Annotated in this window: 18 protein-coding genes and 1 other annotated feature; all 18 genes read left to right on the forward strand. The window is 35.3% G+C overall.

The window, feature by feature from the left end; translation table 11 throughout:
- Positions 1 to 3: 3 nt before the first annotated feature.
- The 18 genes from mtaB (at position 4) to BUC25_RS09740 (ending at position 18192) form a co-directional block, all read left to right on the forward strand.
- Complete coding sequence (gene mtaB, locus BUC25_RS09655) at positions 4 to 1341, forward strand: tRNA (N(6)-L-threonylcarbamoyladenosine(37)-C(2))-methylthiotransferase MtaB (protein WP_073201656.1); 1338 nt, start codon at positions 4 to 6, stop codon at positions 1339 to 1341.
- A 323-nt stretch (positions 1342 to 1664) separates the two neighbouring features.
- Complete coding sequence (gene rpsU / locus BUC25_RS09660; RefSeq protein WP_018931586.1) at positions 1665 to 1841, forward strand: 30S ribosomal protein S21; 177 nt, start codon at positions 1665 to 1667, stop codon at positions 1839 to 1841.
- Between the two features lie 18 nt (positions 1842 to 1859).
- A complete protein-coding gene (locus tag BUC25_RS09665) occupies positions 1860 to 2306 on the forward strand; it encodes a GatB/YqeY domain-containing protein (protein ID WP_073201657.1) in 447 nt (148 codons plus the stop codon).
- Positions 2307 to 2522: 216 nt separating this feature from the next.
- Positions 2523 to 3848, forward strand: coding sequence for an NfeD family protein (locus BUC25_RS09670; RefSeq protein ID WP_073201658.1), 1326 nt, complete (start codon positions 2523 to 2525; stop codon positions 3846 to 3848).
- Between the two features lie 25 nt (positions 3849 to 3873).
- Positions 3874 to 4878, forward strand: a complete 1005-nt coding sequence (gene floA / locus BUC25_RS09675; RefSeq protein ID WP_073201659.1) for a flotillin-like protein FloA — start codon at positions 3874 to 3876, stop codon at positions 4876 to 4878.
- Positions 4879 to 5106: 228 nt separating this feature from the next.
- The gene (locus tag BUC25_RS09680; RefSeq protein WP_073201660.1) at positions 5107 to 5595 is read left to right on the forward strand and encodes a hypothetical protein; all 489 of its coding nucleotides are present in this window, start codon (positions 5107 to 5109) and stop codon (positions 5593 to 5595) included.
- Between the two features lie 709 nt (positions 5596 to 6304).
- On the forward strand, positions 6305 to 6577 hold the full coding sequence (gene yqfC / locus BUC25_RS09685; RefSeq protein WP_073201775.1) for a sporulation protein YqfC: 273 nt from the start codon (positions 6305 to 6307) through the stop codon (positions 6575 to 6577).
- Between the two features lie 27 nt (positions 6578 to 6604).
- Complete coding sequence (gene yqfD, locus BUC25_RS09690; RefSeq protein ID WP_073201661.1) at positions 6605 to 7810, forward strand: sporulation protein YqfD; 1206 nt, start codon at positions 6605 to 6607, stop codon at positions 7808 to 7810.
- 2 nt (positions 7811 to 7812) lie between these two features.
- Positions 7813 to 8766: a PhoH family protein gene (locus tag BUC25_RS09695; protein ID WP_073201662.1), complete on the forward strand. Its 954-nt coding sequence runs from the start codon at positions 7813 to 7815 to the stop codon at positions 8764 to 8766.
- 86 nt (positions 8767 to 8852) lie between these two features.
- Positions 8853 to 10997: an HD family phosphohydrolase gene (locus tag BUC25_RS09700; protein WP_084543434.1), complete on the forward strand. Its 2145-nt coding sequence runs from the start codon at positions 8853 to 8855 to the stop codon at positions 10995 to 10997.
- A gap of 2 nt (positions 10998 to 10999) precedes the next feature.
- A complete protein-coding gene (gene ybeY / locus BUC25_RS09705) occupies positions 11000 to 11461 on the forward strand; it encodes an rRNA maturation RNase YbeY (protein WP_073201663.1) in 462 nt (153 codons plus the stop codon).
- Positions 11433 to 11798 carry a diacylglycerol kinase family protein gene (locus tag BUC25_RS09710; RefSeq protein WP_073201664.1) on the forward strand — a complete coding sequence of 122 codons (366 nt, stop codon included), beginning with the start codon at positions 11433 to 11435 and terminating at the stop codon, positions 11796 to 11798. Before ybeY ends, BUC25_RS09710 begins: the two co-directional genes overlap by 29 nt.
- A 157-nt stretch (positions 11799 to 11955) precedes the next feature.
- Complete coding sequence (gene era / locus BUC25_RS09715) at positions 11956 to 12861, forward strand: GTPase Era (protein ID WP_073201665.1); 906 nt, start codon at positions 11956 to 11958, stop codon at positions 12859 to 12861.
- 150 nt (positions 12862 to 13011) lie between these two features.
- Entirely contained in the window at positions 13012 to 13158 is a 147-nt protein-coding gene (locus tag BUC25_RS09720) for a YqzL family protein (protein ID WP_073201666.1), read from the forward strand.
- An 18-nt stretch (positions 13159 to 13176) separates the two neighbouring features.
- Entirely contained in the window at positions 13177 to 13929 is a 753-nt protein-coding gene (recO, locus tag BUC25_RS09725) for a DNA repair protein RecO (protein WP_073201667.1), read from the forward strand.
- Between the two features lie 47 nt (positions 13930 to 13976).
- Positions 13977 to 14154 (forward strand) — a binding site (T-box leader).
- A gap of 203 nt (positions 14155 to 14357) precedes the next feature.
- Positions 14358 to 15251 carry a glycine--tRNA ligase subunit alpha gene (gene glyQ / locus BUC25_RS09730; protein ID WP_073201668.1) on the forward strand — a complete coding sequence of 298 codons (894 nt, stop codon included), beginning with the start codon at positions 14358 to 14360 and terminating at the stop codon, positions 15249 to 15251.
- A complete protein-coding gene (gene glyS, locus BUC25_RS09735; RefSeq protein ID WP_073201669.1) occupies positions 15238 to 17328 on the forward strand; it encodes a glycine--tRNA ligase subunit beta in 2091 nt (696 codons plus the stop codon). The genes glyQ and glyS overlap by 14 nt, the downstream gene beginning before the upstream one ends.
- Positions 17329 to 17352: 24 nt before the next feature.
- Positions 17353 to 18192: a pyruvate, water dikinase regulatory protein gene (locus tag BUC25_RS09740; protein WP_073201670.1), complete on the forward strand. Its 840-nt coding sequence runs from the start codon at positions 17353 to 17355 to the stop codon at positions 18190 to 18192.
- Positions 18193 to 18357: the final 165 nt, after the last annotated feature.

An 18357-nucleotide genomic window follows, 5' to 3' on the forward strand; every position in this document is an offset into this window, starting at 1 on the left:
GAAATGCCTGTAGTGGCTTTTCATACGTTAGGTTGTAAAGTAAATCATTATGAAACAGAAGGAATTTGGCAAAAGTTTAAAAACGAAGGTTATGAACGTGTCGATTTTGATCACCATGCCGATGTGTATGTCATTAATACATGTACGGTTACTAATACAGGTGATAAGAAAAGTCGTCAAGTTATCCGTCGTGCAATTCGGAGTAATCCTGAAGCAGTTGTTTGTGTAACAGGCTGTTATGCACAAACCTCTCCAGGTGAAATTATGGAAATCCCTGGTGTCGATATAGTAGTTGGAACACAAGACCGTGGAAAGATGATTGAATATATTGAAGAACATCAAGAACATCGTCAACCAATCAATGGTGTCTCAAATATTATGAAGAATCGAGTATTTGAAGAAATGGATGTTCCACAATTTTCTGATCGTACACGTGCATCTTTAAAAATTCAAGAAGGTTGTAACAACTTCTGTACATTCTGTATTATCCCGTGGTCTAGAGGTCTTTTACGTTCCAGAGAGCCAGAGAATGTTTTAAAACAAGCAAAACAATTAGTTGAAGCTGGCTATAAAGAAGTTGTCTTAACTGGAATTCACACGGCAGGTTATGGTGAAGACATGAAGGACTATAATTTCGCTAGGTTGTTACGAGACCTAGAATCAAAAGTTGAAGGTCTTAAACGAATTCGTATTTCTTCAATTGAAGCAAGTCAAATCACGGATGAAGTGATCGAAGTGTTGGATGCTTCAGAAAAAGTGGTACCTCATTTACATATACCATTGCAATCAGGATCTGACACAGTATTAGAAAGAATGCGCCGGAAATACACAACAGATTTTTATAAAAAACGAGTGGAAAAAATTCAAAAAGCACTTCCTCATTTGGCAATTACTTCAGATGTTATTGTTGGTTTTCCTGGTGAAACAGCTGAAGAATTTCAGGAAACATCTGATTTTATTAAAGAAATTGGTTATTCGGAGTTACATGTGTTCCCTTTTTCAAGAAGAACCGGTACACCTGCGGCTCGTATGGATAATCAAGTGGATGATGAGGTCAAAAATAAGCGGGTACAGCTTTTAATAGACCAATCGAATCAACAAGCGTTAGAATATGCAAAGCAATATGAAGAAAAAGTTGTGGAAGTAATTCCGGAAGAGACATTTGATAACGAACAGCCCAATATATTGGTAGGTTATTCGGATAATTATCTTAAGGTGAGATTCGAAGGCACGAAAGACATGATTGGTGAAATTGTTCGTGTAAAAATTAAAAAAGCAGGTTATCCATATAATGAGGGACAATTTGTCCGAGTAATGGATGATGCCGCATTATCTATTTAACATATAAATTTTAGACATTAGTATCTATAAGTTTGTAAGATCCAAACGTAATATTGAGTATTTTTCGATAACGCTTGGATTTTTTTCTATTCTAGAAGGATATTTCGACATAAGTTTATAAAAAGCTTCAGATTTTACACTTACCTGTACTTAGGTGAGTTTAAATAGACCTCTGTGACTAATAGATATATCTTACTTATGTACATTAAATTTATTACTAAAACGGTTGACCTATATTGGCCGGTATATTATAATTGCAAAGAGACATATGTATGTATATGTCTGATTAATTTTTTTGTATGCTTCGGAGGGAGGGAAATTGCATGTCTAACACAACTCGCGTTCGTAAAAACGAGTCACTTGAAGATGCTCTTCGTCGCTTTAAGCGTAGTGTATCAAAATCTGGTACATTATCTGAATATCGTAAGCGTGAATTTTATGAAAAACCTAGTGTTCGCCGTAAGAAAAAATCGGAGGCAGCTAGAAAGCGTAAATTTTAAAGAGGGTGTAATGTACTAATGGCAATCGTTGAACTTTTGAACCAAGATATGAAGCAAGCGATGAAGAACAAAGATAAAGTAAAATTAGGTGTAATCCGTATGGTCAAAGCATCGATGCAAAATGAAGCCATTAAAACAAAGAAAGATGCATTGTCTGAAGAAGAAGAATTAACGGTTTTAGCTAGAGAGCTAAAACAAAGAAAAGATTCCCTCCACGAATTTAAAGAAGCTGGACGCGAAGATCTTGTAAGCCAATTAGAAGATGAAATTAAAATAATACAAGCTTATATGCCTGAACAATTATCTGATGAAGAATTAGAACAAATAGTTGTACAGACGATCGAGGAAGTTCAAGCTCAATCGAAAAAAGATATGGGAAAAGTAATGAGCGCTCTGATGCCTAAAGTAAAAGGTAAAGCAGAAGGTTCACGAGTGAATCAATTGGTTCAAAAGAACTTATCATAGAACGAATATAAATGATCTCATTCAACAAAAGGCTCTTAGCTATTCATTTTAGCTGAGGGTCTTTTTGTTTCGCTCTGTTTGGGCTTTCCCTTTATAGTCTATTTGTGATAAACTGTATGCGTTGACACTAGTAATTAAGTAACGAAAAATGAAACCTTTACTACATAATTTTCGTAATACTATTAATAAATATTAAACAGGGAGGGAGGTCATGGATTGAAAAATTTCGTCAAGTGGATCTTGTTATCTATTTCACTTTTTTTATTAATTCTTAATCTAGACTTTAATCAAGTGAAAGCCGAAGAAAATGGAGAAGGTAAAATAGTATATGTGATACCTATCGAAAATACTGTGGAACGTGGATTAGAAGCATTTCTGGAAAGAACAACCACAGAAGCCACAGAAGCTAACGCGGACCACATTATATTCGAGATTAATACACCAGGCGGACGTGTAGATGCTGCAGAAAACATTGGTGAAATTCTTCAAGATTTAGAAATCGAAACCACTTCATATATCACCGTTAAGGCATTGTCCGCAGGCTCCTATATAGCACTAAATACTGATAATATTTATATGAAACCTCAAGCAAGTATGGGAGCAAGTGGAGTTATTACCTCAGATGGGAATGCGGCAGATAAAAAAGCACAATCAGCATGGATAGCGAGTATGAGAGGTGCAGCAGCTTCTAAAGGAAGGGATCCGTTATATGCGGAGGCGATGGCGAACACCGAAATAGACTTACCTGAATACGGTGCGCCTGAAGGTGAGTTTCTGACATTAGACGCTAATTACGCAGTAGACGTTGAATATGCGAATGGAATTGTAAATCATCGAACTGATTTATTAAATCAACTTTCTTTATCACAAGCCGAAATAGTAGAAACGGAAACGACAGCAGCAGAGGGGTTAGCTAGATTTTTGACAAACCCTGTTGTTGTGCCAATTTTGTTATCTCTGGCAAGCATCGGATTGATCGTAGAACTATACTCACCGGGATTTGGGATACCAGGATCAGTAGGTTTGATTTCGTTAGTCTTATATTTTTATGGACATATTGTAGCTGGACTTGCTGGTTATGAAACGATTGTATTATTAGTACTGGGAATTGTTTTAATTATTATCGAAATATTTGCTCCAGGTGGTATACTTGGCTTCATTGGATTAGGTGCGATAGTTGCGGCGTTATTTATGTCAACGGATGATGTCGGTCACATGGCTTTAAGTATTACTATCGCACTAGTTTCCAGTATTGTAGTAGCCGTTATTCTGTTCAAAACAATTGGATTGGAAAAAGGAGTTCTCCGACACATGATTTTGCAAGACTCCACAAGCACTGAGCAAGGCTATGTGTCTTCCGTGAATCGACCAGACTTAATTGGCCAAGAAGGGATATCTGTTACGCCATTAAGACCAGCCGGTACCGCAGAATTTTCAGAAGAAAGACTGGATGTGGTGACAGAAGGAGCATTTATTAACGTAAACACAGCGATTAAGATAGTAAAAGTCGAAGGTTCACGTATAGTAGTTAGAAAGGTTTAATTTTATATATTAGGAGGAAAAAAACATGTCACAAGAATTAGAAGTAATTTTTCCAATTATCATTATTGGTTTGATTGTCATTGCAGTTGCTATACTCTTTACATTTATCCCTGTTATGCTTTGGATTAGTGCATTAGCAGCAGGTGTAAGAGTTAGTATTTTTACCTTAGTAGGGATGCGTTTAAGAAGGGTTGTCCCATCTCGTGTTATTAATCCATTAATCAAAGCACATAAAGCGGGATTAGACGTTAATACCAATCAATTAGAGAGTCACTTTTTAGCAGGTGGTAATGTTGATCGAGTAGTAAATGCGTTAATAGCTGCACAAAGAGCTAACATAGAGTTAAGTTTTGAACGTTGCGCTGCCATTGACTTAGCAGGACGTGACGTACTAGAAGCTGTGCAAATGAGTGTTAATCCGAAAGTAATCGAAACACCTTTTATCGCAGGTATTTCAATGGATGGTATTGAAGTAAAAGCGAAAGCACGTATTACTGTAAGAGCAAACATCGATCGCTTAGTCGGTGGTGCTGGTGAAGAAACCATCATTGCTCGTGTCGGTGAAGGTGTTGTTAGTACAATTGGTAGTGCTAAAGCCCATACAGAAGTTTTGGAGAATCCAGACTCTATCTCTCATAATGTTTTAGATCGTGGTTTAGACGCTGGTACCGCGTTTGAAATCCTGTCCATCGATATTGCTGATGTGGATATCGGTAAAAACATCGGTGCGATTCTGCAAACAGATCAAGCTGAAGCAGATAAAAATATTGCCCAAGCAAAAGCAGAAGAGCGTCGTGCGATGGCAGTTGCTCAAGAACAAGAAATGGTTGCAAAAGTTCAGGAAATGCGTGCAAAAGTTGTTGAAGCAGAGGCGGAAGTTCCACAAGCATTGGCAGAAGCTTTACGCTCTGGCAAAATGGGTGTTATGGATTATATGAATTACAAAAATATTGATGCCGATACTGATATGCGTGATTCTATTGGTAAACTAACAGATACAGATAATGATGAAGACGACTTTAATAAGTAAGAAATCCTATTAACGTATTTTTTCGTTATACAAGAAAGCGAGATTGCGCAGATGTCTAGCTCCGAGCACCCAGAAACTATGCGACTTCACGACTCACCCTACGATAAGTCATCATCGGTTCGTAAACTCACCGTGATTCCTTTATCTCAGTTGATTCGCTCCAGTCGCTACGTTTCGAAACCGGCACTCTACGCTTTTCTTAGTTATACGTTAGAGAGGGAGATATAGATGGATGAATTGTTTAGTTTTATCGTACCAATTCTAGCTGTTGTCTTTTGGTTGTTTGGCCTTTCTAAATCGAAAGAAGAAGAAAATAAGCAACAACAGTCTCAAAAACCTAGACAACAAAATACGCCAGTCACTGAAACAAGACAGCCAGAACCGACTCAGGCTCCATCTTATCAAACAATGGAGACGATGTCAGATTCTAATCAGCCAACTTTTTCACAACAAAAAGAGAAGCAAATGGAAAAGTTGCAAGAAAAAATTCAGCGTGCTGAAACGATTCGTGATCAAACTAAGGGTCAGGAAATGGGAATTCACGATGCAATTAAAGATGGACCAGAACCTAGAGCTTATCGAAAGAATAATAATGACGACATTTCACTATCCGTTAAAAATAATTTAACGCAAAAAGGGATTGCTCAAGGTATTATTATGGCTGAAGTACTAGGTCCACCCAGAGCCTATCAAAAACGAAAAAGTTATCGCAAATAAAACAAAAATGAAAGAGTGTGTCCAAAAGTAAAACTTTTGTTGACACACTCTTTTTTCGTAGTAATTATGAGACTTTATATTGTACATTGCACTCGCTCTGGCTTGTCCGCTTCACTTTCCACGCCATTTTCTCCTCAGCTAACTTTTAAGCAGTTCGCTTAAAAAGTGGATCCGCGGATAAAAAAAACTTCCCGCAGGAGTGGAAGCGGACACCTGCGCTTATTTACACTCTGCAACTGAAGCAAGAATAATGCTGTTGGCGTAATAACTATTTCCTATCAATTTATCATTAGATTAATCATTCTTATCAATATAAGCTGTTTTATTGTCTAATTGTAACAATCAAAATTATTAGCATTTGCAATAGTTGTAGATACGCACTAAGCGTAGGCGGCCACTTCCACTCCTGAGGGATCGTTTTCCCTGAAGATCGACTTTTCCATGCGGTTTTTGCTTGGAAAAGTTAGCTGAAGGGAAAACCCCACGGAAAGGGAAGTGGGCAAGCCGGAGCGGTTTTTACGCACATGTATTATTTCAAAATGGATATCAGAGTTATATTGCCGTATAATCTTTCAAATGATTTCGATTGTGATTATTTTTTTAACGTTACATTGATACTATTCTATCACGTGTTTTGCGATAATTTGTTCTTATTTTCTCTTATTTTCATACAATAAACTTGAAGGGAGGCATATGCTTAGTGAAAAAAATGAGAGAGACATTAAAGACAGTTTTTACTAATACATTTGATTTGCCTTCTGAAGTTACGTTAGAGTTACCAAGGATTACAATGATTGGATCGATCCATGCGTACATAGAGAATCATCAAGGTCTCATTGTATTTTCTGAAACTGAACTATTATTAAAAATACATCAAGGTAATGTGCGAATTAACGGGGAAGGTTTTGTTCTGAAAATGATGATTGATAAAGATATTTTATTAGAAGGAACTATTAAAGATGTCAAGTTTGAAGATGAATGAGTAAAGGTAAATCGGAGGGGAAGGACCATGTTTTTTTATAAAAAAAATTGGCTAAAAGGATATATCACTATCGAAATTAGAGGACAATACCCTGAACATTTTTTCGACATGTGTGCAAGATACGGTATCCCCTCCTGGGATGTGTCCAAAAAAAATACTACCGCAGCAATTGGTAAAATAAAATTATCCGATTTGTCTAAACTAAGACGAATTAAAAAAAGAAGTATTTATAAGGTGTATTTTAAAGAGAGGACTGGCCTACCTTTTTTGATAGATTCGTTAGGCTCACAAAAGCCTCTCATCATAGGATGCATGATAGCATTCGCTATTATCTTTATTTTGTCCAATATTGTTTGGCGTATAGATGTTTCAGGATTGGACGAGGAAATTGAAAATAAAGTGTTATTACAAATGGAAGAGTATGGTTTAGAAAAAGGTAGCTTTCAATGGAATATAGATTCACCAGCAATACTACAAAAAAAGTTATTAGAAGATATTCCGGAGTTATTGTGGGTGGGAGTCAAAAAGAATGGTTCTGCTTTTCATCTAGAAGGTGTAGAAAAAACAACTGTTGAAAAACCTGAAGAAGCCGAAGTGGGTCATTTAATAGCAGCGAAAGAAGGGGTTATAGTTGACCTGTTTGTTTCAAAGGGACAACCCTTAGTGCGTCCAAATGATGTTGTTTACAAAGATGATATTTTAGTATCGGCATACTTAGAGCAACAGGAGGAAGAGGATGAAGGAAATAAAGCAAAACCTCTAGCAGCAGAAGGGGAAGTCATAGCAAAAGTATGGTACAAAAGTGAAGTATCAATCCCTTTAACGAATAATTATCATGTATTAAACGGACAAGCAGAAACCAAACATTATCTTCATTTTTCAAGTTTCCTTATCCCGTTTTGGAATTTCATGAATCCTGATTATACTAATTATCAGATGGAAACAGAAGAAAAAAACTTCTACTTTCTTAAATGGAAATTACCAATTAGTTATATAAAACAAACCATTTACCAGTCCGAGGTTATGGAGAAAAAGATGGAGAAACAAGAAGCAAAAACACTAGCATTAGAACAAGCGAAACGAGAATTATTAAGACAATTGCCCCTTGATGCAGAAATTACAGAAGAAAAAGTTTTGCACGAACGGGTAGAGAGTGGTAAAGTAAAATTAACCTTGTATTATACTGTATTAGAAAATATTGCAAAGAAACAACCTATTAGTCAAGGAGATTGAATATGACAGACGAATTGAAAATGATTGATTTACATTTAGAGAATCCGAATGAAGCTCTAAGCCTTTTCGGTACAGAAGATCGTCACTTAAAGCAATTAGAAGAACAATTACAAGTGTCGATTACGTCACGTGGAGAACAGATAAGTGTATCTGGAAGTAAGTCAGATGTGACCGTAATCGAGGAAGTATTAAATGGTTTACTGGCTATCATTCGAAAAGGAATAACAATTACAGAAAGAGATGTAATTTATGCAGTTGATCTGGCTATAAAAGGAAAGATCAATCAGTTGGAAGCATTATTTGAAGATGAGATTACAAAGAATGCAAATGGGAAATCGATACGTGTTAAAACGTTAGGTCAGCGTCATTATTTACAAACAATGAAACAGAATGACTTAGTGTTCGGAATAGGTCCTGCCGGCACAGGTAAAACATATCTAGCAGTTGTAATGGCCGTACATGCTTTAAAAAAAGGTATAGTAAAGCGAATCATTCTAACGAGACCAGCCGTTGAAGCCGGAGAAAGTTTAGGTTTTCTTCCTGGGGACTTAAAAGAAAAAGTAGACCCCTATCTACGGCCCTTATATGATGCCTTGCACGACGTTTTGGGAACAGAACATACGGTGCGATTAATTGAAAGAGGAACGATTGAAATTGCGCCATTAGCATATATGCGAGGGCGCACATTAGATGATGCATTTGTTATTTTGGATGAAGCTCAAAACACGACAAATGCACAAATGAAGATGTTTTTGACTCGGTTAGGTTTTGGATCGAAAATGGTTATTACAGGTGATATCACACAGATTGATTTACCAAATGGAGTTAAATCAGGTTTAACAGAAGCAAAAGAAAAGCTGGCAGATATGAAAGGTATTGGTGTTGTGTACCTATCTCAATCCGATGTGGTAAGACACCCAATTGTTCAAAAAATAATTGAAGCATATGACAATTAAATAGCCATCAGGAAATACTCGAAAACTTGGCATTCAGCCAAGTTTTCTTCGAATAGAAGAATTAATTAATGAAGGGTGGGGGAATAATGAGAAATAATAACAAATGGTCCATGCCAAAACTAGGTTTTTTCTTTACTAATATAAAAATTCAACTGATAACTGCCTGTGTCGTCGTAATGTCCGTTTTTTTATTGTTTAGTTATCAAAATGTGCATACCGAAACATATGATATAGAGAAATTTTCAGCAGCAAAAGAAACTATCCGTTCCCCCATTACAATTGAGAACACAAAAGAAACAGAACGTAGGATTCGAAATGTTGTCCAATCAGTAGAAGATCATTTTGAAATATCAGAACAAGTCACTGAAGAGCAGATTACATATATAAATGAAATTTTCGAAGCAATCGAAAAAATCGAAACGGGTCAACTAGAACAAGAATTGGAAGAAGAAAAATTAGTTACAACTGGAGATAAAGTTGGTTATTTAGAAGAGATTGTTCACGAGGATATCATGTTAGCGGTAAATAATGATACATTTATAGCCCTATTCCAAGCAACAAAAGAAGAGAGAGTGTTAGCAAAAGAACTAATTACCACAGCGCTTTATGATGCTTTTCATAATGGAATCAAAGTTGAAGAAGTAGATCAGGCTATTAAGACAGCTAAACAAAAATTAACATATTCTACGTTGGATTATTCTTTTGTACAATCTCTTCATCCTTTAATTTCGTTTAGTATAAAACCAAATGCTTTTTTTTCAGCAGATCAAACAAATGAAGCACAACAGCAAGCACGTAACAGTGTAGAATCAGTAATGATCAGAGCTGGTGAAGTAATCGTTGAGGAAGGCCAATTAATTACCAATGAGATCTATGAAGAATTAGAAATTGCAGGGCTGTTAAATGAAGAACGAAATCTTTATCCAATGATCGGTTTGTTGATTCTAGTCAGTTTAATCGGCTTATTTTTATTCTTCGAACTGCAACACCATGTTCAACAGACGGATTTTCATTTCCGTAAATTGATCGCAATTTGTGTTCTGAGTATATTTACAGTCATATTAATGAAAGTAGTAAGTCTGTATACAACAAACATCAATCCCTTATATTTAGTAACACCAATAGCAGCAGTCTCGATGTTATTAAAGATTTTGGTAAACGAGAGAATTGCTATCGTTTTGTCACTTTTTTACGGAATTATAGGAAGTGTTATTTTCAATGCTAACATACCTGGACTGTTAAATATGGAGGCAGGAATATTTATCATTTTCTCACAATTAGCTAGCATTTTCTTTTTATCGAGTGTGAAAGATAAAAGTACCATCACCAAGAGTGGGTTAGGAACAGCAATTATCAATATGGCTACGATCTGTTTATTTCTATTCCTTTCCTTCGAAAATTATTCATGGTTGGACTATTTAATGTTTAGTGGCTATGGTTTTACGTCTGCAATTATCGCTACTGTATTAACTATGGGAATGTTGCCATTGTTTGAAACAGGACTTGGCATCCTTTCTGATACAAAACTGTTAGCCTTATCCAGTCCGAATCAACCTTTGTTACGAAAATTGTTAATCGAAGCTCCAGGAACATATCATCATAGTATAATGGTAGCCAATTTAAGTGAAGCTTCTTGTGAGGCGATTGGCGCTAATGGCCTGTTAGCAAGAGTTGCTGCCTATTATCACGATTTAGGAAAGACGGTAAGACCGCACTACTTTATTGAAAATCAAATGGGGATGAAGAATCCACACGATTATCTTGATCCATATCAAAGTGCTGAAATTATTTTACAACACCCTTCAGATAGTGCTAAGTTATTAAAAAAAGCAAAACTGCCTAAAGAAATTATTGATATCTCTATTCAACATCATGGAACTACTTTATTGAAATATTTTTATTTTAAAGCAAAAGAACGTAATGAAAAAGTACTGGAAGATGACTTCCGATATGATGGACCAAAACCTAGTTCAAAAGAAGCGGCAGTCGTTTCGTTATGTGATTCAATTGAAGCAGCAGTTCGCTCTCTGGCAAATCCTAACCAAGCAGAAATTGAAAAAATTGTATCATCTATTTTTGAGGACCGCTTATTAGATGGACAATTGAATGAAAGCACGTTAACGTTTAAACAATTAGAACAAATGAAATTGGTCATATGTGAAACATTAAAAGGAATTTACCATTCACGTATTCAATATCCAAAAGAAACTAACATGAAAGAGGCGAGATAAAAATGGAAATGGATTTTTCCGACGAAACAAAAAAAGTATCGACAGACCACATGAAGTTAATCGAAGATCTATTGTCATATGCTGCAGAACAAGAATCAATTTCACGTAATGCTGAAATTTCCATCACTTTTGTAAATAATGATGTCATAAAAGAATTAAATCAGCAGTATCGAAATATCGATCGACCGACAGATGTTTTATCATTTGCTTTAGAAGAAGGAGTCGAAACAATAGTAGGGGCAGACATACCAATAATGCTTGGAGATATTATTATTTCCGTTAATAAAGCGGAAGAACAAGCAAATGAATACAACCATTCATTTTCAAGAGAATTAGGATTTCTAGCTTTACATGGTTTCTTGCATTTATTAGGATATGACCATATGGAAAGTGAAGAGGAGAAAAAAATGTTTTTAAGACAAGAGGAGATCTTAAATGGCTTCGGATTATCGCGGGAAAAATAAACTTCACTTTGGTTTGCGTTATGCACTCAATGGATTAAAAGAGGCTATTAGAACGGAACGTAATATTAAAATACATTTTATAGCCGCACTGATAGTATGTATCTTAGGTCTATTGTTACCTTTAAGCAATGTCGAATGGGCGATCATATCTCTTTCTATTGGGGCTGTAATAAGTATGGAAATGATGAATACAGCATTGGAAAGAGCGTTGAACCATCTTGAGCCGAGACATAATCAAGCAATTGGTATTGCAAAAGATATTGCTGCCGGTGCTGTATTTATAACAGCTTTGATAGCAATTGTGATCGCGTGTTTAATTTTGTTACCAAAACTGTGAGCAAAGGAAAGAAACATCAAACAGGATTCACAACGCACTGATCGTAGTCTCACTTTATTAAAGATTACCACTAGTTTTGTCGAATATATGAAATATTGATGAATATATAGTATTATTATTTATAGAAAGCATCAGGATATATAGCGGAGGATAAGTTATGAATAACAATTATAAATCAGGATTTGTAGCAATTATTGGACGACCTAACGTAGGAAAATCGACTTTTATGAACCATGTAATTGGACAGAAAATCGCAATAATGAGTGATAAAGCTCAGACAACAAGAAATAAAATTCAAGGTGTTTATACGGATGATCAGAAACAGATAGTATTTATTGATACACCTGGTATCCATAAACCAAAACATAAATTAGGCGACTTTATGGTGAAGATAGCAGAAAACGCTTTAAATGAAGTCGATGCTATTATGTTTATGATTAATGCAGATGAAGGATATGGTCTTGGTGATCAATACATTATGGATCGATTACAATCGATAAAAAAACCGGTTTTTTTAGTCATCAATAAAATTGACCTCGTTCATCCTGATCAATTATTGCCGCTCATTGAGAAATATAAAGATAAGTATCCTTTTGAGGAGATTATCCCAATATCTGCTCTCGAAGGTAATAATGTCAATCATTTGATGGATGTATTTACCGCACATTTACCAGAAGGGCCGCAATATTATCCAGAAGATCAAGTCACAGATCATCCGGAACGTTTTATTATAAGTGAACTTATACGGGAAAAAGTGTTACATTTAACAAGAGAAGAGGTACCTCACTCTGTTGCAGTTGTTATTGACAAAATTGATAATCGAAGTGAAGACGAAAAAGTTTTAGTCCAAGCATCGATTGTAATTGAACGAAAATCCCAAAAAGGTATCATTATTGGCAAACAAGGACAAATGCTGAAAGATATTGGGAAAAGAGCCAGAATTGATATCGAACGTTTACTGGGCTCAAAAGTATATTTAGAATTGTGGGTAAAAGTACAAGAAAATTGGAGAAATAAACCCCATCAATTACAAGAATTTGGTTTTAAACAGGATGAATATTAAAAGTTAGTTAAGTATGTCTTTGTGTACGAGAGTTTTACCTTCAAGTTGTTTTGATACATGGTAAATATTTTTACTAATTGAAATTAGATTTCCGGTAAATCTAATAGTGAACACAATGAAAGATTACCACAAGGAAAGGTGAGGTTTATTGTGATCGATGTACCATGGAAAATATTTAGTCAGACAGGTAATATTGAAGCATACTTATGGATGAAACAAATGGAAATTGGTGAAGAAGTAGTACAAGAAGATGATATAGAGGATCGTTTAATCGAGGATACAAATTTTAAAAGTTGAAAGGAAACGGTGAAGCTTGTGTTTGAAAAAGTAGAGGGCTTCATTCTCAGAACACAGGATTATGGTGAAACACATAAAATCGTGACACTATTAACACCTACCCTGGGAAAGATAGGGGCAATCGCTAGAGGTGCCAAAAAGACAAAAAGTAGAATGGCTGCTATTACGCAGCCATTTATTCATGGTTCTTTTTTAATCCAACCTGGTTCCAGCTTAGCTACTATTCAACAGGGGGAAGTATTAACCTCATTTCGTAAAATAAGAGAAGATATTTTTAAAACTGCGTATACGAGTTATTTAGCAGAATTAACAGACAAGCTTATTGATCAGAAAAAATATAATCCGTTTATCTACAAACAATTAGTACATACAGTAGAACTGATAAATGATGATAAAGATGCAGAGATTTTATCTATGATTTATGAATGGAAAATGTATAAAGAAGCAGGTTTTGCTCCAGTTGTAACACAATGCGTTTCCTGTGGTAACAAACAGGATCTTAAAGCTTTTTCGATTGCGAATGGTGGTATGTTATGCAGAAACTGTTTAACTAAAGATGAGAATAAAATAACTGTTCCGGAAAAAGTAGCAAAATTAATGGCGATATTTGCCTGGGTTGAAGTGGAGCAAATTGGTAATATTTCTGTAAAGTCAGAAAATAAAGTCATCATTCAACGAATCATGGATCAATACTATGAAGAACATGGAGGTTATTATTTAAAATCAAAGCGTTTTTTAAAACAAATGAATCAATTAAATGATAACTTTTAATTGACAACAGACGTGATGTCTCGTATTATTTAGAAATGAAACAAATATAGATTGCACTGAAGGAGAATAGTACTAATTTAACTGCTTTCAAGCGAGTTCAGGTAGGTGTAAGCTGAGCAAGTAAGAAATTAGGAAGGCGCTCCAGAGCAATTACGTGAATGAAAGTGGTCATCTTGTAACTGATGACAAATAGGGTGGAACCGCGGGAGAAAACCCGTCCCTATGCTTTATCAAAGTGATAAGGCATAGGGACGGGTTTTCTATTTTTGATAAGGCAAGAAAGTATAAAAATTCGTAGATGTCTAGCTCCGAGCACCCAAAAACTAGGCGACTTCACGAATCGCTCATCAATAACTAATCTTTGTCTACTAAATGTACCAGATGGGCTTTCTCGGTTTTCTTAATTCTTATATTGGAGGATAATAGTAATGAATATTCAAGAAATGATTTTAACTTTACAAAAGCATTGGTCTGATCAAAACTGTATTCTAATGCAAGCCTATGATGTCGAAAAAGGTGCAGGGACAATGTCACCGATGACATTATTAAGAAGTTTGGGACCAGAACCATGGAATGTGGCTTACGTAGAACCTTCCAGACGTCCAGCTGATGGTCGTTATGGTCAAAATCCAAACAGGTTATATCAACATCATCAATTTCAAGTCATAATGAAACCATCGCCAGATAACATTCAAGAATTATACTTAGAGTCTTTAGAGAAGTTAGGGATTGATCCTGCACATCACGACATTCGTTTTGTTGAAGATAACTGGGAGAATCCAACTTTAGGTGCGGCTGGACTTGGATGGGAAGTATGGCTAGACGGTATGGAAATTACACAATTTACTTACTTCCAACAAATCGGTGGATTGGAAGCCAAACCAGTTGCAGTTGAAATCACCTATGGTATTGAACGTCTAGCTTCTTATATTCAAGATAAAGAGAATGTATTTGAATTAGAATGGACAACAGGTGTGACAGTTGGTGATATCTTCTATCAACCGGAATATGAGCACTCCACCTATACATTTGAAGAATCAAATACAGAAATGTTGTTTAAACTATTTTCTACTTATGAAGAAGAAGCTAAACGAACGATGGAGAAAGGATTAGTATTTCCTGCGTATGATTATGTATTGAAATGTTCTCATACGTTTAACTTATTGGACGCAAAGGGTGTCATCTCTGTAACAGAGCGTACCGGTTACATTGGCCGAGTACGTAATCTTGCAAGAGAAATTGCTAAGTTATATGTAGAAGAAAGAGAAAGACTTGGATACCCAATGTTGAAAGGAGAAGAAACTCGTCATGAAAACAACTAATGTTTTGTTTGAGGTAGGTTTAGAAGAAATGCCTGCTCGTTTTATGAATGATACAGAAATTCAGCTTAAGAACAAAACCATAGAATGGTTGAAGGAGATACGACTAAATTATCAAAAACTATCAACGTTTATTACACCAAGAAGATTTGCAGTATTAATCGAAGGGTTAGATGAAAAACAGGAAGATCAGGAAGAAGAAGCAAAAGGCCCATCTGTAAATATAGCCAAAGATCAAGACGGAAATTGGACAAAAGCAGCAATTGGTTTCTCGAAAGGACAAGGAAAAACGGTCGAGGACATCTATCTTAAAGAGATAAAAGGAACTGAGTATGTTTTTGTGAATAAATTTTTAAAGGGAAAAACACAAAAGGAACTTTTACCTCAGTTTAAAGAGATTATATTAAGTCTGAATTTTCCAAAAAACATGCGTTGGGCAAACCAAACGCTTCGATTTATTCGTCCGATTAAATGGTTAGTGGCGTTAAGAGATCAAACAGTTATTCCGTTTGAGATCACGGGGGTACCGACAAGTAATATTAGTTATGGACATCGTTTTTTAGGAGAGAAATTCATAATAAAGGAACCAACAGATTATCAAACATTATTAGAGAAACAATATGTCATTGCAGATACAAAAAAACGCGAAAAAATGATTGTTGATGGCATTCACACAATAGAAGATAAGCAGGGATGGAATATACCTGTAGATGCGACATTATTAGAAGAGGTAACACACCTTGTTGAATATCCAACAGTATTTAGCGGTACTTTTAGTGAAGAATTTCTACATATTCCAAAAGAAGTATTAGTTACCTCGATGAAAGAGCATCAACGTTATTTTCCTGTACAGTCACAAAATGAAGATTTACTCCCGTATTTTATAGGTGTCCGTAACGGTACCACAGATCACATTGAAACGGTATCGAGAGGAAACGAGAAAGTATTACGAGCAAGATTACAAGATGCTCAGTTTTTCTTTGAAGAGGATCAGAAACAATCGATTGAAAGTAATCTTAAACATTTAAATCGTATTGTTTTTCAGGAGAACCTTGGAACGATTGCTGATAAGGTGAAAAGAGTAGTTGAAATTTCTACGATAATTGGCAAAGAATTAAGTTTATCACAAGTAGCACAGAATCAAATAAGACGAGCAGCAAGTATAAGTAAATTTGATCTAGTGACAAATATGGTAAACGAGTTTACAGAATTACAAGGTACGATGGGACGCAAATATGCAAAAATATTTGGTGAAGATGATGCAGTTGCTCAAGCAATTGAAGAGCATTACATGCCAAGAAATGCTCAAGATCAATTACCTGAAAGTATAATTGGCTCAGTGGTGAGTATTGCTGATAAAATCGATACCATTGTTGGCTGTTTTGCGGTTGGATTAATTCCTAGTGGTTCACAAGATCCTTATGCGTTAAGACGTCAGGCACTAGGAATTTTACAAATCAATCAACATAATCAATTAGGTATAAATATTATGGATTTAATTCAACAAGTATTTGCTTTGTTTGAACAAACCAACATTCCTACATCAGAAAAATCTAGCGTATTACAACAATTAGAATCATTTTTTAAACAACGTGCAGCATATATTATGAAAGAAGAATACATTGAAGCTGATATTATCGATGCTTTATTGGTCAATCCATTATCTGATTTCTCGTACATGTTAGAGAAAGGTAAAGTATTAAAGTCAAAGAGATCAAAGATTGATTTCAAAGACAAACAAGAAGCCTATGTTCGCGTCCTTAATTTAGCTTCAAAAGCAGAAGGTGATGAAGTGTTAGATGCATCCCTTTTTGTGAAAGAAGAAGAAAATAATTTATATGAGGCATATTTAGATGTTAAAGAGGATTACAACGAAGCGTTAGCAAATAAAAATGCATTAGCAATTGATTTATTATCGCCACTCATTCAACCTATTCATTTTTTCTTTGATCATATAATGGTTATGGATAAAAACACAAAGATTCGTGACAATCGATTAGCTTTATTACAAATCATTGCAGATGATGTAAAAAAATACGCAGATTTAACCAAAGTCCAATGGAAACAAACGCAAGCTTGATGGACCGAGGAGGATATGACTTTCATGGAAAAATCGATAATTTATGTGGTTTCTGATTCGGTCGGTGAAACAGCAGAATTCGTTATTAAGGCAGCTCTTAGCCAATTTATGAGTGAGAACGACTATGATTTATACCGAATTCCCTATGTAGAGAACATTGAAGTTTTGCGTGGAGCGGTCTACCACGCAAAACAATTAGGTGCGATGATTGGCTTTACATTAGTGAGACCAGAATTTAGACAATTTCTTATTCAAGAAGCAAGGGATAAACAAGTAGAGTGTGTGGATATCATTGGACCGATGTTACAGGCAATGGAAAGAAAATTTCAAAAAAAACCAAAGGAAGAACCCGGTCTAATTCATAAATTAGACGAAGATTATTTTAGAAGAGTGGAAGCAATAGAATTCGCTGTCCGCTATGACGATGGGCGAGATCCAAGAGGAGTGGCACAAGCAGATATCGTTTTGATTGGTGTTTCGAGAACATCAAAAACACCACTTTCTCAATATTTAGCACATAAACAGTTGAAAGTTGCTAATGTCCCAATCGTTCCGGAAGTAGATCCACCCTCATCATTATTTGATTTGCCTGCACACAAATGTATTGGGTTAAGAATTAATCCTGAAAAATTGAATGGTATTAGAAAAGAACGATTAAAGAGTCTCGGATTAGATGATCAAGCAATCTACGCAAACGTTGATCGAATTGAGTCAGAATTATCATTTTTTGACGATATTATTAATCAGTTAGGTTGTCCTGTAATAGATGTGTCACATAAAGCGGTTGAAGAAACTGCCAATATCATACTGAATATGATTAATCAACCGTATTGGGATTATCGTGATAAACAAATTAACCAATAATATAAGTTAAGATATTGGTAAATAAACAGAAACTATATTATAATTAATATTTGTGAAAATGTTTATAATGATAGAAAAGTGTACATTACTTATTAATAAACAATAAAATATTTTAAAAAATAATGGAATGAAGCAGGAATTTGCAATTTTTTGTAGAAATATTTA

The organism is Gracilibacillus kekensis (assembly GCF_900143085.1).
GTDB classification, from domain to species: domain Bacteria; phylum Bacillota; class Bacilli; order Bacillales; family Amphibacillaceae; genus Gracilibacillus; species Gracilibacillus kekensis.